At 34.6% G+C, this 26615-nt stretch carries 22 protein-coding genes and 3 tRNA genes; 16 read left to right on the forward strand and 9 right to left on the reverse strand.

What is annotated here, in order from left to right; all coding sequences use genetic code 11:
- The first annotated feature begins 6 nt into the window (after positions 1 to 6).
- Positions 7 to 2820: a M16 family metallopeptidase gene (locus HYN86_RS18885; protein WP_113679450.1), complete on the forward strand. Its 2814-nt coding sequence runs from the start codon at positions 7 to 9 to the stop codon at positions 2818 to 2820.
- A gap of 227 nt (positions 2821 to 3047) precedes the next feature.
- Here the strand turns inward: HYN86_RS18885 and HYN86_RS18890 are convergent.
- From HYN86_RS18890 to HYN86_RS18900, 3 genes are all read right to left on the reverse strand, one after another.
- A tRNA-Arg gene (locus tag HYN86_RS18890) sits at positions 3048 to 3121 on the reverse strand.
- A 29-nt stretch (positions 3122 to 3150) separates the two neighbouring features.
- A tRNA-Pro gene (locus tag HYN86_RS18895) sits at positions 3151 to 3228 on the reverse strand.
- 15 nt (positions 3229 to 3243) lie between these two features.
- Positions 3244 to 3327, reverse strand: a tRNA-Ser gene (locus HYN86_RS18900).
- Positions 3328 to 3564: 237 nt separating this feature from the next.
- On the opposite strand from HYN86_RS18900, the gene HYN86_RS18905 reads away from it, so the two are divergent.
- Entirely contained in the window at positions 3565 to 4743 is a 1179-nt protein-coding gene (locus tag HYN86_RS18905; RefSeq protein WP_113679451.1) for an acetyl-CoA C-acyltransferase, read from the forward strand.
- Between the two features lie 70 nt (positions 4744 to 4813).
- Entirely contained in the window at positions 4814 to 5575 is a 762-nt protein-coding gene (locus tag HYN86_RS18910) for a C40 family peptidase (protein ID WP_057116556.1), read from the forward strand.
- 85 nt (positions 5576 to 5660) lie between these two features.
- Here HYN86_RS18910 and HYN86_RS18915 read toward each other — a convergent pair whose 3' ends face one another.
- The gene (locus tag HYN86_RS18915; RefSeq protein WP_113679452.1) at positions 5661 to 6506 is read right to left on the reverse strand and encodes an AraC family transcriptional regulator; all 846 of its coding nucleotides are present in this window, start codon (positions 6504 to 6506) and stop codon (positions 5661 to 5663) included.
- A gap of 120 nt (positions 6507 to 6626) precedes the next feature.
- Here HYN86_RS18915 and HYN86_RS18920 point away from each other — a divergent pair, with 120 nt between their 5' ends.
- The 3 genes from HYN86_RS18920 to HYN86_RS18930 all read left to right on the forward strand — a co-directional run bounded on the left by HYN86_RS18920 (position 6627) and on the right by HYN86_RS18930 (position 8917).
- Entirely contained in the window at positions 6627 to 7613 is a 987-nt protein-coding gene (locus tag HYN86_RS18920) for an aldo/keto reductase (protein WP_113679453.1), read from the forward strand.
- A gap of 417 nt (positions 7614 to 8030) precedes the next feature.
- On the forward strand, positions 8031 to 8636 hold the full coding sequence (locus tag HYN86_RS18925) for an NAD(P)H-dependent oxidoreductase (RefSeq protein WP_113679454.1): 606 nt from the start codon (positions 8031 to 8033) through the stop codon (positions 8634 to 8636).
- Positions 8637 to 8638: 2 nt separating this feature from the next.
- The gene (locus tag HYN86_RS18930; RefSeq protein ID WP_113679455.1) at positions 8639 to 8917 is read left to right on the forward strand and encodes a putative quinol monooxygenase; all 279 of its coding nucleotides are present in this window, start codon (positions 8639 to 8641) and stop codon (positions 8915 to 8917) included.
- A gap of 39 nt (positions 8918 to 8956) precedes the next feature.
- Here HYN86_RS18930 and HYN86_RS18935 read toward each other — a convergent pair whose 3' ends face one another.
- Both HYN86_RS18935 and HYN86_RS18940 read right to left on the reverse strand, forming a co-directional pair.
- Entirely contained in the window at positions 8957 to 10174 is a 1218-nt protein-coding gene (locus HYN86_RS18935) for a dipeptidase (protein WP_113679456.1), read from the reverse strand.
- Positions 10175 to 10303: 129 nt separating this feature from the next.
- Complete coding sequence (locus HYN86_RS18940) at positions 10304 to 11011, reverse strand: class I SAM-dependent methyltransferase (RefSeq protein WP_113679457.1); 708 nt, start codon at positions 11009 to 11011, stop codon at positions 10304 to 10306.
- Positions 11012 to 11215: 204 nt separating this feature from the next.
- On the opposite strand from HYN86_RS18940, the gene HYN86_RS18945 reads away from it, so the two are divergent.
- Both HYN86_RS18945 and HYN86_RS18950 read left to right on the forward strand, forming a co-directional pair.
- The gene (locus HYN86_RS18945) at positions 11216 to 12097 is read left to right on the forward strand and encodes a LysR family transcriptional regulator (RefSeq protein ID WP_113679458.1); all 882 of its coding nucleotides are present in this window, start codon (positions 11216 to 11218) and stop codon (positions 12095 to 12097) included.
- Between the two features lie 227 nt (positions 12098 to 12324).
- Positions 12325 to 13608 carry a DUF2130 domain-containing protein gene (locus tag HYN86_RS18950; protein WP_113680004.1) on the forward strand — a complete coding sequence of 428 codons (1284 nt, stop codon included), beginning with the start codon at positions 12325 to 12327 and terminating at the stop codon, positions 13606 to 13608.
- Between the two features lie 42 nt (positions 13609 to 13650).
- On the opposite strand, the gene HYN86_RS18955 is transcribed toward HYN86_RS18950, so the two are convergent.
- A complete protein-coding gene (locus HYN86_RS18955; RefSeq protein ID WP_113679459.1) occupies positions 13651 to 14082 on the reverse strand; it encodes an META domain-containing protein in 432 nt (143 codons plus the stop codon).
- A 110-nt stretch (positions 14083 to 14192) separates the two neighbouring features.
- Entirely contained in the window at positions 14193 to 14969 is a 777-nt protein-coding gene (locus HYN86_RS18960; RefSeq protein ID WP_113679460.1) for an META domain-containing protein, read from the reverse strand.
- A 269-nt stretch (positions 14970 to 15238) separates the two neighbouring features.
- On the opposite strand from HYN86_RS18960, the gene nirB reads away from it, so the two are divergent.
- The 8 genes from nirB to HYN86_RS19000 all read left to right on the forward strand — a co-directional run bounded on the left by nirB (position 15239) and on the right by HYN86_RS19000 (position 25480).
- Entirely contained in the window at positions 15239 to 17752 is a 2514-nt protein-coding gene (nirB, locus tag HYN86_RS18965) for a nitrite reductase large subunit NirB (protein WP_113679461.1), read from the forward strand.
- A gap of 283 nt (positions 17753 to 18035) precedes the next feature.
- A complete protein-coding gene (nirD, locus tag HYN86_RS18970) occupies positions 18036 to 18413 on the forward strand; it encodes a nitrite reductase small subunit NirD (protein WP_113679462.1) in 378 nt (125 codons plus the stop codon).
- Positions 18414 to 18639: 226 nt separating this feature from the next.
- Positions 18640 to 19224: a DUF4202 domain-containing protein gene (locus HYN86_RS18975; protein ID WP_113679463.1), complete on the forward strand. Its 585-nt coding sequence runs from the start codon at positions 18640 to 18642 to the stop codon at positions 19222 to 19224.
- Positions 19225 to 19233: 9 nt separating this feature from the next.
- Positions 19234 to 21042 carry a PAS domain-containing sensor histidine kinase gene (locus HYN86_RS18980; protein WP_113679464.1) on the forward strand — a complete coding sequence of 603 codons (1809 nt, stop codon included), beginning with the start codon at positions 19234 to 19236 and terminating at the stop codon, positions 21040 to 21042.
- 335 nt (positions 21043 to 21377) lie between these two features.
- Complete coding sequence (locus tag HYN86_RS18985) at positions 21378 to 22037, forward strand: response regulator transcription factor (RefSeq protein WP_113679465.1); 660 nt, start codon at positions 21378 to 21380, stop codon at positions 22035 to 22037.
- A gap of 98 nt (positions 22038 to 22135) precedes the next feature.
- On the forward strand, positions 22136 to 23620 hold the full coding sequence (locus HYN86_RS18990) for an MFS transporter (RefSeq protein ID WP_113679466.1): 1485 nt from the start codon (positions 22136 to 22138) through the stop codon (positions 23618 to 23620).
- 96 nt (positions 23621 to 23716) lie between these two features.
- Positions 23717 to 24976 carry an alginate export family protein gene (locus HYN86_RS18995; protein WP_113679467.1) on the forward strand — a complete coding sequence of 420 codons (1260 nt, stop codon included), beginning with the start codon at positions 23717 to 23719 and terminating at the stop codon, positions 24974 to 24976.
- A gap of 138 nt (positions 24977 to 25114) precedes the next feature.
- Positions 25115 to 25480, forward strand: coding sequence for a hypothetical protein (locus HYN86_RS19000; protein WP_113679468.1), 366 nt, complete (start codon positions 25115 to 25117; stop codon positions 25478 to 25480).
- Positions 25481 to 25768: 288 nt separating this feature from the next.
- Here HYN86_RS19000 and HYN86_RS19005 read toward each other — a convergent pair whose 3' ends face one another.
- A complete protein-coding gene (locus HYN86_RS19005) occupies positions 25769 to 26473 on the reverse strand; it encodes a Crp/Fnr family transcriptional regulator (RefSeq protein WP_113679469.1) in 705 nt (234 codons plus the stop codon).
- Between the last annotated feature and the right edge of the window lie 142 nt (positions 26474 to 26615).

The following is a 26615-nucleotide window of genomic DNA, read 5'->3' on the forward strand; positions in this document are numbered from 1 at the left end:
ATCAAAATGAATACAAAAAAAAATATCATTATTGCGATTCTCGCCTTGTCTTTTCAAGGGGTGTTTTCCCAGTTCAAAACCAACATTCCGCTGGATAAAAACGTGACAACTGGAAAATTAAAAAACGGACTGACGTATTATATTCTCCACAACGAAGAACCAAAAGACAGAGCCAGTTTTTACTTTGTTCAAAATGTAGGTGCCATTCTAGAAGATGATAATCAAAACGGATTGGCACATTTTCTGGAACACATGGCTTTCAACGGAACAGAACATTTTAAAGGAAAAGGAATTATTAAAATGTTAGAGAAGAACGGAGTAAGTTTTGGTAAAGACATTAATGCTTACACTGCTCACGACGAAACAGTGTACAATATTAGTACAGTTCCTGTCAGCAACGAAAAACTGATCGATTCTACACTTTGGGTTTTACACGACTGGTCTGGTTCTCTTTCTTTAACCAATCAAGAAATTGATGCCGAAAGAGGCGTAATCAGAGAAGAATGGAGAACGAGACGTACAAGCGGTTTTCGTTTAAAAATGCAGACAGATCCAGTTTTATACAAAGGTTCAAAATACAGTAAAAGAGATGTTATTGGTGATTTAAATATCATCAATAACTTCAAATATCCTGAACTAAGAAACTATTATAAAAAATGGTACCGTCCAGATTTACAAGCCGTAATCATTGTTGGGGATATTGATGTAAAAGCAATGGAGCAAAAAGTAAAGACCATTTTTTCAGGAATTCCACTAGCTAAAAAAGCGGCTGCAAGAACATATACAGAGATTCCAAAACACGATGAATTATATTTTGGCACCGCATCAGACAAAGAGGCGTCTTCTTCTTCCATTACACTTCAGTATGTTTTAGACGAGCCATTATTAAAAGACAGTATCGTTACACGTAAAAACGTAATGAATTCATTTTATACCAGTATTTTAAACAATCGTTTCAAAGAATTGCTTTTAAAAAATCAAGGTGGTGCTTTAAACTTAAAAACGTATTTTGAACCCATTTCAAGATTAAATACTTCGTTTAATATTTCGGCTCTAGCCAAAAAAGGAAAAATAATACAATCATTTGAAGAAGCTTACACTGAGGCAGAGCGCCTAAAACGTTTTGGCGCTGCTCAAGCAGAATTAGATCGAACTAAAAAGATTTTTATAAGCTCATATGATGATTTTATAAGCAATAAAGATAAAGTTGACAACGACAGCTGGGCAGAGAAACTGACCAATTATTTCTTAAAAGCTAAGCCATTCCTTTCCCCTGAAGATGATTATAAATTAATTGTTGGTATCATAAAAAGTATCACTTTAGAGGAATTGAATGCTTATGCGAAAACAATTCAAAAACCCACAAACCAAGTGGTTTTAGTAACTGGTTCAGATCAGGATAAAAATGATTTTCCAACAAAAGAAGCTGTTGTAAGCGTAATGAAAAAAGTCGAAAACATGACTTTGGAACCTTACACTAAAAAAGAAAACAACGCTCCGTTAATTGATAAGGAACTAAAACCAGCTGCAATTAAAAAAACATTTGAAATAGCTGGAGTTAAGGATGCAAAAGGTTATATTTTAGAAAATGAAGCTAAAATAATTGTTCTCCCAACCAGTTACTCACAAGATCAGATTGTGTTCTCGGCATTTTCAAAAGGAGGTAAATCTTTGGTCAAAACCGAAGATCTGGCTTCTGCCGAAATTGCAACGACAATTGCAAGGTCTTCTGGTCTCGGTAATTTTGACAATATTGGTTTAAAAGAAAAACTGACTGGAAAAGTTGCGCAGGCAGCACCGTTTATTGGCGAAAATACGCAGGGATTTCAAGGAAGTTCCAATAAAGCTGATTTCGAAACCATGCTGCAAATGGTTTATCTTTCTTTTGAGTCTCCTCGATTTGACCCCAATATTTTTAATATCCTTAAAGAACAATATAAAAATCGTTTAGAAACAATTAAAAAAGATAACGGAAACGCCTTTAAAGATTCTATTGATTTAGCAAATTCAAATCATAGTAAGCGTACTTTTATTTTCAATGAAAAATTTCTTGAAACCATTGATCTGAAAAAAGCAGAAAACATCTACCGCGACCGAATTAAAAATGCCGGTGATTTTACTTTTATTTTTGTTGGAAATATTCCTGAAAAAGCTTTAGAATTAATTCAGAAATACATCGGAAATATCAACTCAAATCCAGCCTTAAAGGAAAATTATGTCGATCATAATATTGAACCAAAAAAAGGAAAAACAGAAGTTCATTTCAAACGTCCTATGGAAGTTGCAAAAGCGACTATTTACTTAAACCTAACAGGAAAAATAGAATACAGTAAAGAAAATGCCTTGACAATGTATATCATCGGAGAGCTGTTGTCGAAAAGATTCTTACAGACCATTCGTGAAGAAGAAGGCGGCAGTTATGGCGTAAATGTAGGCGGGAATCTGGAACTTATTCCAAAACCAACCTTCAGTCTGGCTCTTACTTTTGACTGTAATCCTGACAAACAGGAAAAGTTAATGCAGATTGTATGGAAAGAATTAAACGATTTAAAAACAACTCCAGTCAATGCAAATGATTTAGACGACATTAAGAAAGCACTTTTAAAAAACAGGGAAGAATCGCTTAAAACCAATTCTTTTTGGAACAATACACTTTACAACAACAGCTTAAATCAGATTCCGTTTTCGACAGATGAAGAATATAAAAATTTAATTTCTAAAATTAATCAAAAAACTATTCAACAGTTTAGTAAGCACGTTTTGGATAGTTCTAGTAGTGTCGAAGTTATTATGAGCCCTGAAAGCCAATCAGGAAAGTAAAACTTTAGAATACATTTTTATTTTATTAGTCATTAAAGGTTGTCTTTGCCAAGACAGCCTTTTTTGATTTGAGGATTTTCGTATTTTATTATTATGGACATCAAAGGCTTGCAAGGCTTTAATAGTACTTAAAAAAACCTCTTTATATGCTAAATTCTCTTTGCTTTTTGATAGAAGTTGAAAACAAAGTTAAAACAAAAAAGCCACTCAATATGAGTGGCTTGTTGTGATCCCAGAAGGATTCGAACCTTCGACCTACGCATTAGAAGTGCGTTGCTCTATCCAGCTGAGCTATGGAACCATTTGTTTTAAAACTTTATGGCAAAGTTTTGGTCGGGGTGGCAGGATTCGAACCTGCGGCCTCCTGCTCCCAAAGCAGGCGCGATAACCGGGCTACGCTACACCCCGAAGGCAAAATTTAAGCGGAGAGACAGGGACTCGAACCCTGGCGACGGTTACCCGTCGACAGATTAGCAATCTGCTCCATTACCGCTCTGGCACCTCTCCAAGCTCAAGAAACGTGTTCTGTTTTGCGGTGGCAAAGGTAACACAACATTCCATTTCTCACAACTATTTTTGCGCTTTTTTTTTAGTTTTTTTAATCTTTTTTCTAAAACACTTCACAATCAAACAAATAGAATTAACAAAAATTTCATCTTAAATTTAAAATCGCCCTATTCTACACAAAATTTGAATTTATTCAAATAAAGAGTAAATTTGCTTTATTAACTAATATTACAGAAAATGAACAAAAGAGTTGTTATCGTTTCTGCCGTTAGAACACCTATCGGAAGTTTCATGGGAGGGTTATCTACCGTACCCGCACCAAAATTAGGTGCTGCCGCTATTAAGGGAGCGCTTCAAAAAATTAACCTAGACCCAAAATTAGTTGATGAAGTTTTTATGGGTAACGTTATTCAGGCCGGAGTAGGACAAGCTCCAGCTCGCCAAGCAGCTCTTTTTGCTGGTTTGTCTGAAGAAGTTGCCGCTACAACTGTAAACAAAGTTTGCGCTTCTGGAATGAAAGCGGTTATGTTTGCTGCACAGGCAATCGCGTGTGGAGATGCTGAAATCGTTGTTGCAGGCGGAATGGAAAGCATGAGCTTAATTCCTCACTACGTACAAATGCGTGCAGGAAATAAATTTGGTCCAGCTGCAATGCTTGACGGAATGCAGAAAGATGGTTTAACAGATGCTTACGATAACAAGGCAATGGGAGTTTGCGCTGATTTATGTGCAACTGAATATAACATCAGCCGTGAGGAGCAGGATAATTTTGCTATTCAATCTTATGAAAGAAGTGCAAAAGCCTGGGATGCTGGAAAATTTGACAATGAAGTCGTTCCTGTTGAAGTTCCACAAAGACGCGGAGAACCAATTATATTTTCAAAAGATGAAGAATATACTAATGTAAAATTAGATAAAATTCCATCTTTAGCGCCAGTTTTCACAAAAGACGGAACTGTAACCGCTGCAAACGCTTCAACAATTAATGACGGAGCTGCTGCATTAGTTTTAATGTCTGAAGAAAAAGCAAATGAATTGGGATTAAAACCTCTAGCCTATATCAAAGGATATGCAGATGCAGCACAAGAACCAAAATGGTTTACTACAAGTCCAGCAAAAGCATTACCAAAAGCCTTAGACAAAGCTGGAATTTCAATTTCAGATGTTGATTATTTCGAATTTAACGAAGCATTTTCTGTAGTTGGTTTAGCCAATGCGAAAATCTTAAATTTAGATAACGATAAAGTAAACGTTAATGGAGGTGCTGTTTCATTAGGACATCCACTGGGTTGTTCAGGAGCGCGTATTATTGTAACTTTACTAAATGTTTTAGAACAAAACAATGCTAAAACCGGTGCCGCTGCAATTTGCAACGGAGGCGGAGGCGCATCTGCAATTGTTATCGAAAGAGCTTAAATAATATTATCTAAAATTAGGAGTTATCACAATTTATAACTCCTAATTTTTAACTTATAAATTTCCTTAAATGTTTGGAATTTGCAATTTAGCTATAGTACCCGTTCGATCTGAACCAAGTGACAGAAGTGAAATCGTTACACAACTTTTGTTTGGCGAACATGTCGAAATTTTAGAACGCCATAATCAATGGGCTAAAATAAGAATTCAGTTTGATGACTATGAAGGCTGGGTAGATTCGAAACAATATCAGGTAATTTCTGAGGCAAATTTCAATCAATTGAGTAAAGAGGCGATTATCTTAAATGCCGATTTAATTGATTACATCACCGCTCCCGACAATCTATTACTTCCAATTCCACTAGGAGCTTCGTTATCATTTCTAAATAACAGCGAAATCAATGTTTCTAATTTTGATTTTGAAGGAACAAAAACAAGCGGCATTAAACCTAAAAGTGCACTGATAAACACAGCTTTTATGTATTTAAATGCTCCATATTTATGGGGCGGAAAAACACCTTTCGGAATTGATTGTTCTGGTTTTACGCAAATGGTTTACAAATTAAACGGCTATAAAATTCATCGAGATGCCTCACAGCAGGCGCTTGACGGGGAACCTTTAAGCTTTATTGAAGAAAGTGAAGCGGGAGATTTAGCTTTTTTTGATAACGATGAAGGAAACATTACTCACGTTGGAATTATAATGGATAACAACTACATTATTCACGCAAGTGGAAAAGTTCGCATTGACCGTTTAGACCATACTGGAATTTATAATCCTGAATTGAATAAACACACTCACAAATTAAGAGTAATCAAGAAAATTATTTAAAACACAAAATTAACAACGATTTAAACAAAGTTTACCATCATTCCAACGGTAATAAATAATTCGTGTAAATTATTGCAATTAGTGTTTAAGCACTTAATCTAATCGTCTTTCTAAATTCAGAAGGGCTATACCCTTTTTGTTTTCTAAAAAACTTATTGAAATGGCTTTCATCCGTAAAACCAAATTCGTAAGCAATTTCATTAATACGCTTATCGCTGAACTGTAAACGATGTTCAATCAGTTTTGTTTTGTAATTACTGATATATTGCTGCATGGTTTCACTCGCATGCTTCTTAAAATAACGTCCTAAATACGTATTGGAGATTCCGAAATAATCGCTGATAGATTCTGCCTTAATCTTCTCAGGATAATAAATATTATTCTGGATATATTGCAGAATATCCATTGCTTTACCTTCAGTGCCAATATTCACTTGCTCAGGAAGATATTTTGCAATATTTCTTGCTACAATAATAATCAAAGTATTTACCAGTTGCTGAATCAATTCCTGATTGTAAACATCTTTATCGTTATGTTCTCGGCAAATTGCTTCGATCATTACTTTTACCAGACATTTATCGGCATCATTTTTTAAAATACAGCCCGGCTGATGATTAGCATTTTGCAGAATGTATTCTAAACGCTGAATATTTTCATTCTGCAGACTTGAATTCTTCAAATAAATATCATTAAAACGCAAAAAGAAAAACTTCGTTTCGGTTTCAATCGTAAAATTATGACAATCTTCAGGCGTCAATAAAAACATATGTCCAGCATCATATTCAAAAATATTTTTGTTGATACACTGCCTTCCTGTTCCGCTTAAAATATAGACCAATTCAAAGAAATTATGACGATCTCCAACATCTGGATATTCATCTAAAGTCTCAAAAGAAACCGTAAAGGGTTCGTATAAATTCTCTTTTTTCATGACAATGATAATTATTTGAAGTTGCAAATTTACATAAAAAAGACAAATATATACAAATTAATAGTCGCAAAAACAGTATAATTTTGCCAAATGAAATTTAAGATTTAAAAATACAATATCATGGAATATAGAAAATTAGGCAGCTCAGAACTTGAACTATCAACCATTACATACGGCGCTTTTGCTATTGGAGGAACAATGTGGGGTGGAAATGAAAAGAAAGATTCGATAGATTCGATCCACGCTTCAATCGATCATGGTGTTACAACAATCGACACCGCTCCTTTCTACGGATTTGGTTTAAGTGAAGAAATGATTGGTGAAGCAATTAAAAGCGTAGATCGTTCTAAAGTTCAGTTATTGACCAAATTTGGTTTAGTTTGGGACGGAAGTAATAAAGGAAAAGGAGATTTCTTTTTTGACGCCGATGATAATGGCAAAAAAGTTCCAATTTATAAATATTCATCAAAAGCGAACGTAATTAAAGAAGTTGAAGAAAGCCTAAAACGCCTCCAAACTGATTACATTGACCTTTTACAAATTCACTGGCCAGATGCTACAACACCAATTTCTGAAACAATGGAAGCGGCAGAAAGCTTAATTCAGCAAGGAAAAATTAGAGCATTTGGAGTAAGCAATTACAATGTTGCACAAATTAAGGAAGCACAAAAAACAATTCAAGTGTCTTCAAACCAAGTCGCTTACAGCATGCTAAACCGTAAAATTGAAGAAGAACTAATTCCTTTCACCGTCGCAGAAAACATCGGAATCATTGCTTACAGTCCAATGGAAAGAGGTTTATTAACTGGAAAATATTTCACAGACGGTAAACTAAAAGAAAACGACCATAGAAACGGTTACTTCAATCAATTTGATCTTCAAAAAGTTAAAACTTTAGTTGAAGAATTAACTTCTTTAGCACATGCAAAAGAAGCAAGCTTATCTCAATTAGTTTTACGTTGGACATCTTTACAAAAAGGAATTGCAATTGTTTTAGCGGGAGCAAGAAACGCAGAACAAGCCATTTCAAATGCCAAAACAATGAATTTCGATTTATCAGCTTCAGAATTGGATTTTATTAATCAGGCAATTGCTAAAATAAAATAATTCTCTTTTTAAACACATAGAAACATAGTTTTCACTTTGTCTGCAAAGACATTTCACTTGAATTCACAAACATAATCTGCGTAGTCTTGTCATTTCGAGGAACGAGAAATCACACTAGAAACTCTGCAAACTAAGGCGCCATTCTTTGGCGAGCAACGAATGGGATTTCTCGTTCCTCAAAATGACACACTTTGAGAACTATATGTTAGAAACTAGTTTCTTTCCACTCCCTTTTACAAGAAAAAAAACCTATGTTTCTATGTGTTTAAAAACAATCTCAAAATTTAAATAATTAGAATTTGGGCGTGCCCCTCTGGGTCGGGCTTTCGGCTATATCTTTTGCTCCATTTCATTACGCAAAAGGATACCGCCTCAATCCCTCACGCATTCATTTTCATAAGAAACAATAATTTTAAAATGAAAAAAATATTTATAATCAACGGCGGGCAAAAATTCGCACATTCAGGCGGGCAATTCAATAAAACAGTTCAAGATTGGACAGTTGAATTTCTTTCAAAAAATAATAATTATGAGATAAAAACAACTCATATCGAAGACAATATCGATCTTCAGGAAGAAGTAGAGAAATTCGTTTGGGCAGATTTAATCATCTATCACACACCCGTTTGGTGGTTTCAACTGCCAAATCTTTTCAAAAAATATATCGATGATGTTTTTACACAGGGACACAACAACGGAATCTATAAAAGTGACGGAAGAAGCCGCGTAAATCCAGACATTAACTACGGAACAGGCGGACTTTTACATGGCCGTAAATACATGCTGACTACAAGCTGGAATGCTCCAAAAACAGCGTTTACATTGCCGGGAGAATTCTTCGAAGAAACTTCTGTTGATGATGGCGTAATGTTTGGCTTTCATAAAATGAATAAATTTACAGGAATGGAACGCGTAAACGGATTCCATTTTCATGATGTAGAAAAGGGCGCAACACCAGAAAATATCGTTATCTTTAAAGAAGATTACACGAAACATTTGGAAGAAACTTTTAAAAACTTATAATTATGATTTCGATTACCGCAATTTTAAAAAGTAAACCAGAGAACTTAATTCAAGTTCAAAATATGCTGACACATTTAGTAACCGAAACTAGAAAAGAAGCAGCATGTATTCGTTACGATTTACATACTTCCGACAATGTATTTATTCTTTGGGAAGAATGGAGGGATCAAATTGGTCTAGATTCACACAATGCACAGACGTATTTAATTGACTTTATTTCAAAAACCGAAAGCTTAGTCGCAAGCCCAATTCAAGTTTACAAAACCGCTCAGATTTTATAGAATGCAAAAAAGCCGTTAAAAATTTTAACGGCTTTTCTTTTAATGTCCTTTTGTTGCTGCATCAAATATTCGGCAATAGTTACCACCTCCAACTTTTGCAATTTCTTCTTCTTTATAGCCTGCGTTTAATAAAGCTTCAACAACAGTATAATAAAACCCTGCTTTTGATTCTCCCCAAGCCAGATTAGTTCTATCACTGCCCTGCTTTTTACCGCCAGGACCTTTTGGTTCATTTTCCTTTTTTGGCGGACCATCCTGACCTTGAGGCTTTTTATTGCCTTCCTGTCCCCATCCTTTATCATTGGGAGAACGATAAGCTGGAGTTAATTTAGTATCAGTTCCTATACAAACATGATCTACTCCCACAACATCAACCATCGCTTTAATATTGTCTGCAAATGCAGCCGGCGAATCAGCGAGATGAGTCCAAACGCCTATTAGACCTTTATTATCAGCTACAATTTTAGCTTGTTCTTTACTGATCAGTCTCGGCATCATCATTTTAGACATAAACTCATTGCTTCCTAAACGACTATTTAATCCTGTATGAGAAACCAATATAGGTTTTGCAGCTACTTTCAAAGCTCCGTTTACCGTGTTAGTATCACAATGTGACAAATCAACCAAAATACCTAATCTTTCACATTCCTTAATTGTTTCAGCACCAAAATTTGTCAATCCGCCCCATTGCGGTGTTTTAGTAAAAATATCTCCAAGCGGTACCGAAGCATCATTATCATGAAGCAGTCCTAAATGTCTTAAACCTCTATCATAAGCAACTTGCAGGCGCTCGATTTTACCTTCTAAGAAATGCCCGCCTTCAACTGACTGAATCACTATTGGCTTTTTAGCTTTATGAGCTTGCTGCAAATCAGCATAATTAAGAGCGCGTTTCATACCATTCGCTTTTAAAATTTCATCCATCGCAGTAAGACCATTTAAAAATCTTTCGTAGGCATCTCCAGGATTAATTAACTTCTGATAATCAACAGCAAACGTCATGCAAATAGCCGATAAACCAGATTTTTTCATTTCACCGGTCAAATCAACTTTTGGGCCTGGAAGCTCCGATTTTATCAAAGGAACATCAATATGATTATGCGTATCGATTCCGAATGTTCTGGCAACAATAGAGGCAATTCTCGGATCTGAATCTGTTGACGCCCATGACAAAAGCGGATTTAACATTAAAGCTGCTCCTGCTCCACCCATTGTAAAGAGAAAACTTCTGCGATTCCATTGTTGATTATTGCTCATCTGTAAATATTAAGTGACGAAAGTTTAATTTGAATATACAAATCAACACATTTTTTAGATTCAAAAAATAAATATTATACCGATCGAAACTAACAGCCGACCAAAAACATAAATCAGTCGATCAGTTTCTTACTTTATTCCTCCAAAAGCCCCGAAACACATATTCTTATGTAAAATTTCGACTTTTGAAAAACCTACTTTTTTCATTAAATCCAATTGATAGTTCATTGATCTAGGCGAATCTTCTTTCTCAATATAATTTAAAACTTTCTGACGATACGCTGCCCCTCCTATACCTTCCAAATATTCTCCATAACGCTGCCAGGTATATTCATTTAACAAATCGGTATCTTGCGTTATTAAATCAGAAATCATTAAACACCCGCCTGGTTTCAATAATTTAAATAATTTTGTAAAAGTAGTTTCCCAGTCCTGATCGTCTCTCAAATGATGCAAAACAGCACCAGCTAAAATAATGTCAAAACTGTTTTCTTCTAAATCTATTTCTCTAATATCTCCTTGTTTCACAACAACTTTTCCGTTTGTTTCTGCTGAGACTCTTTCAAAAGCTTTATCTAACATTGGCAAACTCAAATCGACCAAAGTGCAGCTTAAGTTTGGCACTTTAGACAACATCTTTAAAGTATAATTCCCAGCACCGCATCCCACATCCAAAACAGTTACAGCATTAGGAACAATTCGTTTTGAAGCTTCGGTTATTAATTCTAAAGAAATTGTAGCATCGATTGTTGCCACTTGACCCGTTTCTAAATTTGAAAATCGTTCGACATCATTGTCAAATCTTTCCTTGATTTCTTCAATAGTTGATTTTTTCATTGTCTTTTGTCTTTTTAATCTCTCGCAGATTTCGCGAATCTTTATGCTATTATAGATTGGAAATATTATGGTTTAGACGATTTGATCTAAATTAATAATCTGCTTTATCTGCGAGAGACTTATTTTTTGATTTTTCAAAACTATTTATTTCATAAATACTTTGAAAATACTATTTTTATCAATTAATAATACTTTTAAAGTATCATGGAATTACGTCACTTAAAATATTTTTTGGCTGTAGCCGAAGAACTGAACTTTACCAAAGCATCAGAAAAACTGTTTATTTCACAGCCACCGCTGAGCCGTCAAATTGCTGAATTGGAAGAAGAACTTCAGGCAAAGCTTTTTATTCGAAACAATAAAAAAGTAGAATTAACCGAAGCTGGAAAATATTTTGAAAAAGAAACAAAAGAACTTTTTCAGAATTTGGAACGTATTTCTACTAAAACAAAAAAGATCGCAGAAAACGTGTCGGGCGAGTTCAGAATTGCTTATATCAGTTCGATTTATTCGTCTGTTATTTCAGATTTAATACAACATTTGAAAGCGCAGTTTCCATATGTCAATTTCAAACTTTTTGAAGTTTCAACAACAAAACAAATCGATGCTTTAGAAAAAGGAAAAATCGAAATGGGAATTATCCGATCACCTATTCATTCACCTAAAATAAAATCGCATTTATGGTTTAAAGATGGCTTTTCTTTAGTTTACAATAAAAACACGATTCAAATAAAATCAGAAAATGATATTTTAAAACTGAAAGATGAAACGTTTGTTTTCTTTAATAAAGATTACGCACCGCATTATCATGAAGTTCTATTGGAACTTTGTGCATTTTATGGCTTTTCGCCGAAGATTATTCACGAAGCGAATAATATTAATTCGATAGTGCAATTGGTGAAAAACGGTTTAGGAATTTCGATTGTTCCGTCAAACATTGCTAAAAATAATCCCGATTCGGAGATTGGTTTTATCGAATTGAAAAAGGTTAATTTATTTACGAATGTTTCAATTATCACTGCAAAGGAAGATGAATCGGAAATTACAAGATCAGCTGTTGAGTTTTTATTGCCGCAAAGGCGCTAAGGCACAAAGCTTCTTATACTCATTTTGAGTATGCGTGTAATCTGTCATTTAGTCGAAAATGAAAGAAATCCTATTTAATCATTACAATCTGTGGCAAAAAAAAACTTTGCGCCTTTGTGGCATATAAAAAAAAATCGTTACAATTTAGTACAGAAATCCACATTAGAAAAAGAGAACTTTTAAATATCTTAGCAAATTCAAATTCTACAATAAAATTTCAATATAAAATGGCCGAGCAATCTTCAATTCAGTGTCCAAACTGCGGAACTCCTATCGATGTCAATGATGTTTTAAAACATCAGTTGGAAGACAGCATCCGTAAAGAATTTCAACAAAAAGCCAGTATTCAAAACCGTGAAATTGAGCTTAAAAACGAACAGTTTGAAAAAGCCAAAGCCGAGTTTGAAGCCAAGAAAAAACAAGAAAACGAACTTTTTGCTGAGCGTTTGGAGCGAGAAAGAAAAATAGCCGAAAAAGAAATTTCTGAAAAGCTTAAAATAAAACTTGACGAAGAAAACAAAGATCGTTTGATTTTAATGGAAAAAGAGCTTTCTGAAAAATCAGATAAAATTAGGGAATTGAATAAAATGCAGGGTGAAATTGCCAAATTACAGCGTGAAAAACTGGAAATGAAAGAAGCAATTGAAGCCGAAGCTCAAAAGCAGTTAAATGCAACTTTGGTTTTAGAGCGTGATAAAATTCGTAAACAGGAAGAAGAAAAAAACGAACTAAAAATTAAAGAATACCAAAAGCAGTCTGACGATCAGAAGAAACTTATTGAAGAAATGAAACGCAAGCAGGAACAAGGTTCTATGCAATTGCAGGGCGAAGTAATGGAATTGGCGATTGAAGAATGGCTGGCCAATAATTTTCCGCTTGACAGTATCGATGAAGTTAAAAAAGGCGCAAATGGTGCCGACTGTCTTCAAATTGTAAATACACGAGAACTGCAAAATTGCGGTTCTATTTATTACGAAAGTAAAAGGACAAAAGCTTTTCAGCCATCATGGATCGAAAAGTTTAAAAATGATATTAGAACCAAAAGAGCCAATATTGGTGTTCTAGTTACCGAAGTAATGCCTTCTGGAATGGAAAGAATGGGAATGCGTGATGGAATCTGGATTTGTACCTACGAAGAATTTAAAGGTCTGAGTGCCGTTTTACGCCAGTCCTTAATTCAGGTTAGCCAAGCTGTACAAGCGCAGGAAAACAAAGGCGATAAAATGTCAATGTTATACGATTTCTTGACAAGCAACGAATTCCGATTACAGATTGAAGGAATTGTAGAAGGATTTACGCAAATGCAAAACGACTTAGATTCTGAAAAAAGAGCGATGCAGCGAATCTGGAAACAAAGAGAAAAACAAATTGAAAAAGTAGTTCATAACACTTTAGGAATGTACGGTTCAATTCGTGGAATTGCTGGAAATGCTGTGCAGACCGTTAGAGCTTTAGAATTAGATTTTATTGAAGAAGACGAAAGTGAAGATCCTAAGGAATTATTTGAATAAATAAAAAAAGGCTTCAATTAATTTTGAAGCCTTTCTCTTTAATTATCCTTTTTTAAAAGACATTGTCAATCCAAACTGATTAGAAAGATAAAGTTTATTATTTTCGATAGAATAACCAGAAGTTGTTCTTAACAATTGCAGAAATTCACCTTCTTTTTTTGCATCACATTTTTTAGTTTCTGAAGTAAGTTCTAAAAACTGAATTTTTCCTTCTCCTTTAGAAAGTAAATTTCCTTTAATAGCATTGCACCCAGTTGATCCCGAAAAATTTGATGAAGTCATTTGGACTTTTGGAAAATTTGAGAAATCTTTTTCAGTAATCACTTTTCCGTTCAAATTCTCTAAAATCCAAGTTTGTTGTAATTTCTTTTCAACTGATTTTTCATTTGTGGCAGCGACCGATGCTGCTTCTTTACTCGATTTGCAGCTAAAAGCCAATGATCCTGCAATAAATAACATTAAAATCTTTTTCATGTAAAATAAATAATATAAGTTTTATTTTACAAAAATATCTTGTCGTTACAGCATTATTGTTTCCCTAAAAGTTATTTTTAAACCATTTTAAGACATTTTAGAAATAAATATTAATCTACTTTTCTAAAAACCAAAAGCTTTGCAGAAGGATTGGAAAGCGTTAATCTGTTATTTTCAATAGAATAAGTAGTTACACTTTGAAGTGCTTTAGTAAATTCTCCTTCTTTATTTCCTTGAGGACAAGCCATAAGGGTAGAAAGAACTTTTGTGAATCTCAAGATATCTTTTTCATAAAAAAACTGCCCGCTGACAGCATTACAGCCGCCATAACCAGAAAATCTATTTTCTGTCGAATTAATCTCGATTCTAGGGAATTCCTTCTGAAAATCGGCTGCAAAAACTTTATAACCGTTCAATTCTTCTAAAACCCAAATATCATGAAGGCGGTAGTCTGTTATATATTTACCGCATCCGCTTAGCTTTTGAAACTCTAACTCAGCATTATTTTTAATTTCAACTTTTACGCTGTAAGGCGAAATTGCCCCAGACATTGAGTCTTGACAGTCTAACTGCTGGATTGTGATAAGTATCGATGCTGTTTCGTTACTGCTTTTATACATCTTGACATTGGCATCCATTGCTCGTATCGCATCAACAGCAGGAAAAGTGATACTCTCCTTACCTGTTATCAATGAAGTAAAAACAATTTGATCATTGCCTATCTTAACTCCCCAAAAAGGTTCATTTCCAGTAGCCTTAAAATAAAAATTTAAATCGTCTTGTGAAGTTCCCGATGTCGATGCGCTTGTCTTAGACTCCTTATTTTCTGCTGTTTTACAGCTTATTATCAAAACAGATAATAACAAAAGTGAAAGTATTTTTTTCATAAGATCTTTATTTTAAAAATGTTACCAATATTAAACTGGTATAAAATTCTTATGAATTTACGACAATTTTTTGAAAACCTTATTTAGAATCTTTTCAAATTTAATGCTTTTAAAATTTTATAAATCAGTCCAAAAACTGGACTACGTATGAGATTACGCCAAAATACGTAGTTCAAAAAAGTTACAACTTACCTAAAAATTTAAAAAAATACGTAATTAAATAAGTATAAATACTTATATTTGCGTAGTAATACTTAATTAAAGAAATCATGATTAGAGTAATAGTAGTTGGAAACGGCATGGTTGGTTATAAATTTTGCGAAAAATTCGTTGCAAAATCAGGACAGGAAAAGTATCAAGTTACCGTATTTGGTGAAGAACCTAGACGAGCTTACGATCGTGTTCACTTAAGTGAATACTTCGGAGGAAAAACAGCAGATGATTTATCTCTATCAACAAGTCAATGGTACGCTGAAAATAACATTACTCTAAATACATCAGAATTAATTACTGATATAAATCGGGAACAAAAAACAATACATACACATTTAGGAAAAACACATACGTACGATTACTTAGTTTTAGCAACAGGATCTTCTGCTTTTGTTCCTCCAATTGAAGGAGTAGAAAAAGAGGGCGTTTTTGTATACAGAACTATTGAAGATTTAGATGCGATTATGGCATATGCCAGAAAAATTAAACAAAAAGGCGCAACCGAAGCTGCAGTTTTAGGCGGAGGTTTATTAGGGCTTGAAGCAGCAAAAGCTGTTAGGGATTTAGGACTCAATCCGCACGTTGTAGAATTTGCACCTCGTTTGATGCCGAGACAATTGGATCAAGGCGCAAGTGATATGCTGCAGTCTAAAATAGAAGAATTAAATATCGGAATTCATCTTAATAAAGCTACGCAATATATTGACGGAAAGGAAAGTATAACAGGAATGATGTTTGCCAATGAAGAATTGTTAAAAGTAGATATATTGGTTATATCTGCTGGAATTAAACCTCGCGACGAACTGGCCAGAGTTTCTGGGCTAGAAGTCGGTGTAAGAGGCGGAATTGTGGTAGATAATCAAATGCGAACATCGGATCCTTCTATTTTTGCTATTGGCGAAGCTGCATTGTACAATCAAAACATTTACGGACTTGTGGCTCCAGGTTACGAAATGGCAGATGTAGCTGCTGAGCAAATCTTAAATGGTGACAAAACCATGAGAGAAACCATCGATATGTCAACACAATTGAAATTAATTGGTGTTGAAGTGGCGAGTTTTGGTGATCCTTTTATTGAAAATAGTGACGTTACAGCTATTATTTATGAAAATAAATTAAGTGGCGTTTATAAAAGAATCAACGTTACCAAAGATTCTAAAAAGCTTTTAGGCGGAATATTAGTTGGAGATTCCAGCGATTACAATTCACTTTTCCAGATTTACATCAACGAAATGGCATTGCCTAAAAATCCTGAAGATTTAATTCTTGGCTCAAGAGACGGATCTGAAGGTTCAAGTTTAGGAAGTGTAATGGATTTACCAGATACTGCTGTAATCTGTTCTTGCGAAAATGTAACGAAAGGTTCTATTTGCTGTAAAATCCTAGACGAATCTTGTGCTACACTTTCAGATGTTGTAAAAGCAACAAAAGCCACTTCTGGTTGTGGCGGCTGTAAGCCAATGGTTTCTGATTTGGTAAAAGCGACGCAAAAATCACTTGGAAAAGAAGTAAAAGAAGTTATCTGCGAGCATTTCAGCTACACACGTCAGGAATTGTTCGATTTGGTAAAAATCAATAAATATGAGAATTTCTACGATGTTCTAGATCATCACGGAAAAGGCGACGGATGCGAAATCTGCAAACCAGTTGTTGCTTCAATTTTTTCTAGTATTTATAATGATACAGCCAACAAACATGTAACAACACAAGACACAAACGATAGATTTTTAGCAAACATTCAAAGAAACGGAACGTATTCTGTTGTTCCAAGAGTTGCAGGAGGTGAAATTACTGCCGAAAAACTAATCGTAATCGGAGAAGTAGCTAAACAATTCGATTTGTACACTAAAATAACTGGAGCACAAAGAGTTGATTTATTCGGAGCACATTTGAGTGATTTGCCAAAAATCTGGAAAATCTTAATCGATAACGGTTTTGAAAGCGGTCACGCTTACGGAAAATCGCTTCGTGCCGTAAAAAGCTGTGTGGGAAATGCTTGGTGCCGCTACGGAATGGACGACAGCGCCGGATTTGCTATCGAACTCGAAAACAGATATAAAGGAATCCGCTCTCCGCATAAATTAAAAGGCGGTGTTTCGGCCTGCATCCGCGAATGTGCCGAAGCCCGCGGAAAAGATTTCGGATTAATTGCTGTTGAAGGCGGATGGAATTTATACATCGCCGGAAATGGCGGTGCAAATCCCAAACACGCTGTTTTATTGGCGGAGAAAATCGAGAAAGAAACCGTGATCAAATATATGGATCGTTTCTTAATGTATTACATCCGCACTGCTGGCCCGCTGATTCGAACTTCAACTTGGTTAGAAAAATTGGACGGAGGTTTAGATTATCTAAAAGAAGTCATTATCGAAGACAGTTTAGGAATCTGCGAAACCCTTGAAGCCGAAATGCAGACTTTGGTAAACACTTTTGAATGCGAATGGAAACAAGTGCTAGAAAAACCAAGATTATTGAAACGTTTCAATCACTTTATAAACTCAGACGAGAAAGACGATAATGCTGTTTTTGTTCCGTTAAGAGATCAAAAAGCACCAAAAGCCTGGTCATAAAAAGCTAATCGGAATTGGCCACAAAGACGCTAAGTCGCAAAGCTTTATTGTAAGAATCAAAAAAAGAAAAAAACTTTGCGCCTTCGCGTGAGATTAAAAAAACAAAGAAGAGAAAGAAAAACTTTGCGTCTTCGCGCCTTCGTGGCAAAATAAAAAATCAGCTCCAAAAAAAAAAAAAAACATTTAACGTTTGCTGTCCTTCTTACCCTCTTTTTTACTGCGCCATCATAACTCTCATGATTGTAAAAAGAGGGATAAGAAACAGGAACAAAAATTTATTACCATGGAAGAAATCTTAAATCAATACGAAACAGTTCATGCAAGCGATGCAACAATTTGGTTTAAAGCAGGTAAAGTAGAAGATTTTCCAACCAACCGAGGCGGCTGCATCAAATACAAAAACAAGCAGATTGCTATTTTCAATTTTACACGCCGCAACGAATGGTACGCTTGTCAAAATGCCTGCCCGCACAAAATGGAAATGGTACTTTCAAGAGGAATGACAGGATCTGCAGATGACGTTCCTAAAATCGCCTGTCCGATGCATAAAAAAACATTTTCACTTGTTGATGGATCGAACCTAAACGGAGATGATTTTAAAATTGCAACGTATCCGATTAAGGTTGTGGAGAATGAAGTATTTGTTGGCTTTGTGGATTAGTTTATAAGTCATAGATTTCGCAGATTAAATAGATTATTTTTTCTCGCCACGAATTCACGAATCATTGTGTTCAATTTGTGCAATTAATTTCACTAATCTAATTCGCTTTAATTCGTGAATTCGTGGCGGAAAAACTTTAATCTGCAGCAAAAAAATCATTCGTGAATTCGTGGCAGAAAAAAAATCATAATTCCTTATCTTTGGATTCTATTATCCGACCAAAAAAATGACAACACCTTTCCAAAAAGCAAGCGAATGGATTGATGCCGAAAATGCACAAGATCCGAACATCGAAATCGATCAAAACCAGGAATATCCTAAAGAATTATTGTATTCGAACAGGATGTACGAAAGACTGATGCAATTTGAACCAAATGCATCTGAAGAAATTCAAATCGCATCAAAAGCACAGCATATCTGCCGATGGAAAGTTGCCCGAGAATCGTATCCGATGGATCGTGTTGGTTATTTGAAATGGAGAGAAGAACTTAAAAAATTCCACGCCAAAACTACTGCTGAAATTCTCCAAAAAGCCGGTTATGATCAAACGTTTATTGATCGCGTTTCCTTTTTAATTGAAAAAAAACTGCTTAAAAAAGACGCTGAAACGCAATTATTGGAAGATGTAATTTGTCTTGTTTTCCTTGAATATTACTTAGAACCTTTCGTTCATAAACACGATGACGAAAAACTAAAAAATATCATCAAAAAAACTTGGGATAAAATGTCTGAGAAAGGACATCAGGCAGCACTGCAAATCAATTATTCTGAAGAAAATTTAAATCTTATAAAAGCCTCTTTAGGATTGTAATTCAATTATATGAAAAAAAGCAGTCAGGAAGAAGATAAAATCACTTTCAAAAATTTACGCCGTCTGTATTTTTTTGCACTTCTTACTATTGCTTTAACTATAATTGTAAGTCAGTTTCTAGTACAATACAATCTGAACCAGCAGTTAAGCGATTCTAAAATCATTAATTTTTCTGGTAAACAAAGAATGCTGAGCCAGAAAATCGTAAAAGAAGTCCTGATTCTGCATTATGTTTCTGATACCGCTTCTGCTAAACAAATTTCACATTTAAAAAGCGTTTTAACTCTGTGGAAAAAGAACCAAAATGCCCTCGTAAATGGCAGTGACAGCTTGGCTTTTCCAAAAGAGAAATCAGAAACACTTCATCAATTATATTTGGAAATCAATCCGATATTCAATAAAATTGCACAGACAGCCGATTCGTTTTTATTGAATTTACAGCAGAAAAAACAAGCTTCTGAAAATCAAAAGCTAGTTCAGGTTATTTTACAAAACGAAGGCATCTTCCTTTCTAAAATGAATCAGATTGTAACCCAATATGATCTTGAAGCACACGAAAAAGTAACCGAACAACGCCGAATCGAATATTGGATTTTTGGATTTACGCTTTTGGTTTTACTATTAGAATTCTTCTTCATTTTCAAACCAACAAATAAGAAAATTGAACGCTTAATTGCTAAACTTGTTTCTTCCGAAAAGAAAGCTTTAAAACTGGCATACGATACCGAAATACTTAGCGAAATCAAGGAAAACTCGGTTAAAGAACTAAAATCGCTCAATTATGCGATGGAAAATACTTTATTGTATTGTAGAATTTCGCCAGAGGGTTCGATCATACATATTGGCGAAAAATTTGCCAAACTGCTCAATTACACCAAATTTTCATCCAACAAAAAATTCTCAGAAGTTTTAACCGTTGACGAAAAGGAACAATCCAATTTTGAGCGTTTGATATTTGAAAAGCAAAGAAGCGGCTGGCAGGGTGAAATAAAAATTATCACCAAAGAAGATTTCGAAATCTGGCTTGATCTGTCTATGGTTCCCGTTATGATTAAGAAAGATGAATTAGAACTCCTAATCGTCTGCTTCAATATTACCGAACGCAAAAAAGCACAACGCGAAGTCGAGCGCTTAAATCTTGAAAACACCACCGAAAAAATCAATCAGCAAAAGATTATTTCAAGCAAAATTGTCGAAAATCAAGAAAACGAGCAAAACCGAATCGCCAAAGAAATTCACGACGGAATTGGCCAGATGCTTACTGGTTTAAAATTCAGTTTAGAAAGCATCAATTTAGACGACAGAGAAAAATCCGAACAAAAAATTGAATATTTAAAGAAACTTTCACTTGATATTATAAAAGGTGTCCGAACGGCAACTTTCAACTTAATGCCGCCAGAATTAAGCGATCACGGAATCGTTTCTTCGCTGGCAAAACTCACGCAAGAACTTTCAAAGCTAACCGGAAAAGAAATCCTTTTCTACAATAAAACAGATTTTGACCAGCGTTTAGATTCCCTAATCGAGATTAATATTTACCGTCTTACGCAGGAAGCCATCAACAACGCTATAAAATATGCCGAGTCGTCGCATATCATTGTCCAGCTTTCTCACAGTGAAACACTTTTAAGCATCATCGTAGACGATAACGGAAAAGGTTTCGACATCAATTCAGTCGACAAAAAACGAAACAGCGAATCTGGAATGGGATTACTATTTATGAAAGAGCGCATACAATACGTCAACGGCCGTGTCTTCATCAATTCAATTCCTGGCGAAGGAACAAGGATTACTTTTAATATTCCGATACTTAAATGAGATAATGCGACAATTTGATAATTAGATAATTCCATACAAATTTCTAATAATACAATTGTCAGGCTGAGCGAATTTAAAGCCCCCTCAATCTAAATCGACAATTTTTGCAGACATTCTTTGCACGGGCTTCGACTTCGCTCAGCCTGACATACTTTATGTTGGCCAAAAATCTAAACACAATCTTATCATTGATATTGCATTTTTTTCTAATGATTTTTTAATATTGGAACTTGGAATTTCAAAAAATTGGAATTTTAAATAAAAAAAGTACGTATATTAGCGTCTTCTTTATAGATGAATATACGTAAATATCCAGAAATCAAATTAAGTAAATTATGAGTAATAACATTCGTGTAGTGCTGGCAGATGATCATGTTTTTGTTAGGGACGGAATCAAATCTTTACTAGAAAACGAAGCAAACATTGAGGTTGTTGGCGAAGCAATAGATGGTGCCGATGCCCTTGAAGTAGTTGAAGAAAGCAAACCAGACTTACTTATAGTAGATATTCGTATGCCAAACTTAACTGGTATAGAGGTAGTAGAAAAACTTAGAAGCGAAAATAACGACGTAAAAATTATAATGCTTTCGATGCACGAATCGGAAGAGTATGTTTTGAAGTCTATAAAAGCTGGCGCCGATGGTTATTTACTAAAAGGTTCGAGCAAAGAAGAATTTCTAAAAGCGCTTCATAGTGTTGCTGCAGGAGGAAAATACTTCAGCGGTGATATTTCTTCTATTTTAATCAGTCAATTGACAAATTCATCTCCATCATTAGAACCTAAACAAAATTTAGGAGAAGAAATGATGATTACTAAAAGAGAAAAAGAAATTCTAACCCTTTTATTATCTGGAAAAGGAAATAAAGAAATAGCCGAAGCACTTGACATCAGCAAACGTACAGCTGAAGTTCATCGTTTTAATTTGATGAAAAAACTAAAAGTTAAAAACTTGATGGAACTTTCTAATAAAGCCGCGGAGTATTCACTTATCTAAAAAAATAAGTATTAATACGTAATTATTTTTCAAAAACTGCGTTTTGGCATCTTTTAACTAAGTTATAGTACTTATTTTTACTAAAAAATATAAGTGCTATGAAAAATACAAACTCATTATCGAAATCACACAAAATTTTATTTTTGAACACATTGGCTTTTACAGCGTGTTTTGCCTGCTGGACATTAAACGGGGTTTTAGTAACCTTTTTGGTAGATAACGGAATTTTCCACTGGAGCGTTGTTCAGGTTGGATGGTTACTTGGAATTCCAATTTTGACGGGATCAATCATGCGACTTCCAATTGGTATTCTGACCGATAAATTTGGAGGAAAATATGTTTTTTCACTTTTACTATTGCTTAGTTCAATTCCGCTATTTCTCCTTCCCTACGCCGACAGTTTTTTTATGTTTGCATTATTAAGTTTCTTTTTCGGAATGGTCGGAACCAGTTTTGCAGTCGGAATTGGCTATACATCAATCTGGTACCCAAAAGAATGGCAGGGGCGCGCTTTAGGAATCTTCGGAATGGGAAATGCAGGTGCTGCCATTACTACCTTTCTGGCACCCTCGCTATTAAATCACTTTTCAATTGAAGATCCGCAAAATGGATGGAAAATACTTCCTGTAATTTACGCCGTTTCTTTAGTTGTCATCGGAATCTCATTTTTAATTTTTGCTCAAAATAAAAAAATAGAAAACAGCAACAAAACTGTTTCACAAATGCTCATTCCATTAAAATCGGCTAGAGTTTGGCGTTTTGGTGCTTATTACTTTTTAGTTTTTGGCTGTTTTGTAGCGTATTCGCAATGGCTTTTACCAAATTTCATGAATGTGTATCAAACCAGTCTTGTAATGGGCGGCCTGTTTGCTACTATGTTTAGTCTTCCTTCTGGTGTTATTAGAGCCTTTGGAGGTTATTTGTCTGATAAATATGGAGCTAGAAAAGTAATGTACTGGGTTTTGGGTTCTTCTGTAATTTTAAGCGCCTTACTAATGGTTCCGAAAATGGAAATCACTACTGCGGGCCCTGGAATACTAGCTGCAAAAAAAGGAGTTGTTAACGAAATCAACGAAAACACTGTAAAAGTGGGTGACAAAGAATATCCAATTATGCAGAAAGCTTCACTTGTAAGTGAGAACGCCATATTTCCAACCACTTCGAGCTGGCAGAATGTTGTAGTATCTCATAATCAAAATGTTGCAAAAAAAGAATTAATCGCAAAAGGAATCACAGTTATTAAATTTGATGCCAATATGTGGGTCTTTTTAGTTTTAGTGATTTTAATCGGAATTTCGTGGGGAATTGGCAAAGCGGCAGTTTACAAACATATTCCAGAGTATTTCCCGACTGAAGTTGGCGTTGTAGGCGGAATAGTTGGAATGATCGGCGGTTTAGGAGGCTTTTTCGGTCCGATTATTTTCGGATATCTATTAACTGCAACTGGAATATGGTCGAGTTCATGGATTTTTATTTTGCTTTTTTCTATAGTATGTTTGGTTTGGATGCATTACACTATAACACAACTAACTAAGAAAAAAGAACTTACAACAAGCAAAGTAATGCTAGAGGCTGCAGCTTAATCATACATTAAAAAATAATTAGAAATATGACTTAGATCATAGAAAACAACGGCTTTTTCTTATAAATTTACCTTCGATAAAAAACATAAAAACTTTATGAAAAAACTTAAACTAATTTTAATACTTATCGTAGGATTAAGTTTCGAAATTCAGGCGCAGGAGTTAGATGTAAATCTGCAGATTCGACCACGTTTTGAATACCGTAATGGTTATAAAACCCTTATACCTGAGGGACAAAAAGGAACATCTCAAATATCACAGCGTTCCCGTTTAAATTTCAATTATAAACAAGAAGATTTAATTGTAAAATTGACTCTTCAAAACACCAGAACTTGGGGAGACGTTGCACCAACAGCGGTTGCCGATAAAAATGGAGTTGCCGTTTTCGAAGCTTGGGCACAATATAATTTCACAGAAAAATGGAGCGCAAGAATGGGACGTCAGGTTCTTTCTTATGATAATCAGCGTATTTTTGGAGAACAAGACTGGGGACAGCAGGCACAAAGTCATGACGCGCTTACTGTAAGTTATCATACAGAAAGTCAAAAATTAGATTTTGGAGGTGCCTATAATTCTACTGCCGAAAATACTTTTCAAACGCCTTACACTGTTGCCAATTATAAAGCTTTGCAATATGCCTGGTATCACAATCAATTCAATGAAGATTTAGGTTTGAGTTTTTTATTGCTGAATACAGGTTATGAATATGCCAACGCCGATGCCAAATTACTAGTAGATTACAAGCAGACGTTTGGACCTTACCTAACCTATAAAACGGGTAAAATAGACAGCAGTTTCTGGGTATACGGACAAACTGGAAAAAGCACAGATTTACAAGTCAGCGCCTGGAATGCGGCAGCAAATTTTGGATATCAAATTACCGAATCTTTCAAAGCTGGATTAGGATATGAATTTTTATCTGGAAAAGATTCAAACGACGGAAGTTCAGTTATAAAATCTTTCAACCCGATATTTGGAACCAATCACGGCTTTAATGGTTATATGGATTATTTCTACGTTGGAAACCATTTAAACAATGTCGGTTTACAAGATGCTTTCATCAAATTAAATTACAATATTGAGAAATGGCAGTTTGCTTTAATGCCTCACGTATTTTTAGCTGCTGCTGATGTAGTTACGCCTTTAAACGAAAAATTAGATTCGTATTTAGGAACTGAGGTTGATGTTACTTTTGGTTATAATTTCAAAAAAGACATTACAGTTACAGGAGGTTATTCTCAAATGTTTGGCTCAAAAACAATGCAATTTATTAAAAATGGAGATGCAGGTCATACTAACAATTGGGCTTGGTTAATGGTTTCTGTGAATCCAAGAATTTTTAGCTGGAAAAAATAATTTTTCCTCAAAATTAATTTATATTTTTTACCCTTTTCCTATTTCGGAAAAGGGTATTTTTTTTTCACCTAAAAGAAACTTGTTATATAGTTTAATTAATTATATTTGAGCCGATTATGAACCCCAAATTCTATCCTAATGAAACCATTTTTAAAGTTATCAATGTTAACTTTCATTGTAGCCCAGTCTGGCATTGCCCAAAAATACAATGATGATTTAATTTCTAAAAACTCAGAAATAAATTTTGCCAAAACGCAAAAAAGAGGAATTAAAAAAAACAACATAGTTTATTATGTTGAGAACGATTTACAAACTATATCTGCCTACAAAAGAAGCAAATTGAAATGGCAGACCAATGTGATTTCCGTTTGTGGAGAACCCAAAAAGGGACAACCTGAAATTAGATATGTAGGTTATAATTCAGACAAACTGCTTATCGTAATGGGAAAACATCATTTTGCAGAAATTGACATAAACAGCGGCGTAACAACAATCGTTGGTTAAGATTAAAATAAAGAGATTTTTATAAATCTAAATTATACACTACCCTTTTTTCTGTCTGGAAGAAGGGTATTTTTATTTGATCTTGGAAGAATTTATTTTGTTCTGTACGTCGTCTGGAATTCACAAAAAAAACAGTATTTATTCCTGCTTTCATTGCACAACGGAACGGGTTCTGTAATTCGATTTGTGGGAAGAAAAAAATAATCCATTCGACGTCGAAACGCACTGCACTGCGTCTCGACAATAAGAAACCTATGCAACTTTGTACCTTTGTAACTTTGTCCCTCACTAAAAATATTTATGCTCCAAAATTTCTGAGCGCAATGCTGCAACTTCCAGAATTCCAATTCGTTTTCCAACTGTTTTAATCAGCGTTTCTTTTTTAAGACTTGAAATAATACGAATGGCCTGTTCTTCGGTAGTTCCTGCAAAATCGGCTATTTCTTTTCGGGAAAGATCGATATCAATTAAACCATCGATTTGTCCAAATTTTCGATGTATGTAAAGCAGTAAATCGATAACACGTTCACGGACATTCATATGTGCAATTTTGCGAATGTTGTTTTCACTTTTGTTTAATTCATCGGCATAAAACAACATAAGAGCGTATGTAAATTCAGGAACTTCTTTTAAAATTTCCAGCATTGTTTCGTTACTGAAATTACATAAAACAGTATCTTCTAAGGCATAGGCTCCAATTAAATACTTTTGCCCAGTTCCAAATCCCCGAAAGCCAATTATATCTCCATTTTTTGTCAGGCGGACAATTTGCTCACGGCCGTTAATTCCCGTTTTTACGGTTTTCACTTTTCCTTTGCATATAAAATAAAGTCCGTGCAGTGGAGAACCTTCCGTAATAAAGCGATCGGATTTTTTACAGACTATATTTTGTTTTTTCGAAACATACTGCGTCATCTGCTCTAAATGCAGGTGTTTCTTTATAAAACAATTTTCGTTGGCACAGGAATAACAACTTATTTGCTCTTCTTTCATGACTTCTAATTTTTAGCAGATTAAAAAACTAATTTGTTGTTCGTCATTTTATTATCATCAAAAATAAAAAAATAAATTCAAAAATTAAGTATTTATACGTAAAAAATACTTATTTTTGTTTACGTAATTCATCTAGAGTGAA

This window comes from Flavobacterium fluviale (assembly GCF_003312915.1).
GTDB classification, from domain to species: domain Bacteria; phylum Bacteroidota; class Bacteroidia; order Flavobacteriales; family Flavobacteriaceae; genus Flavobacterium; species Flavobacterium fluviale.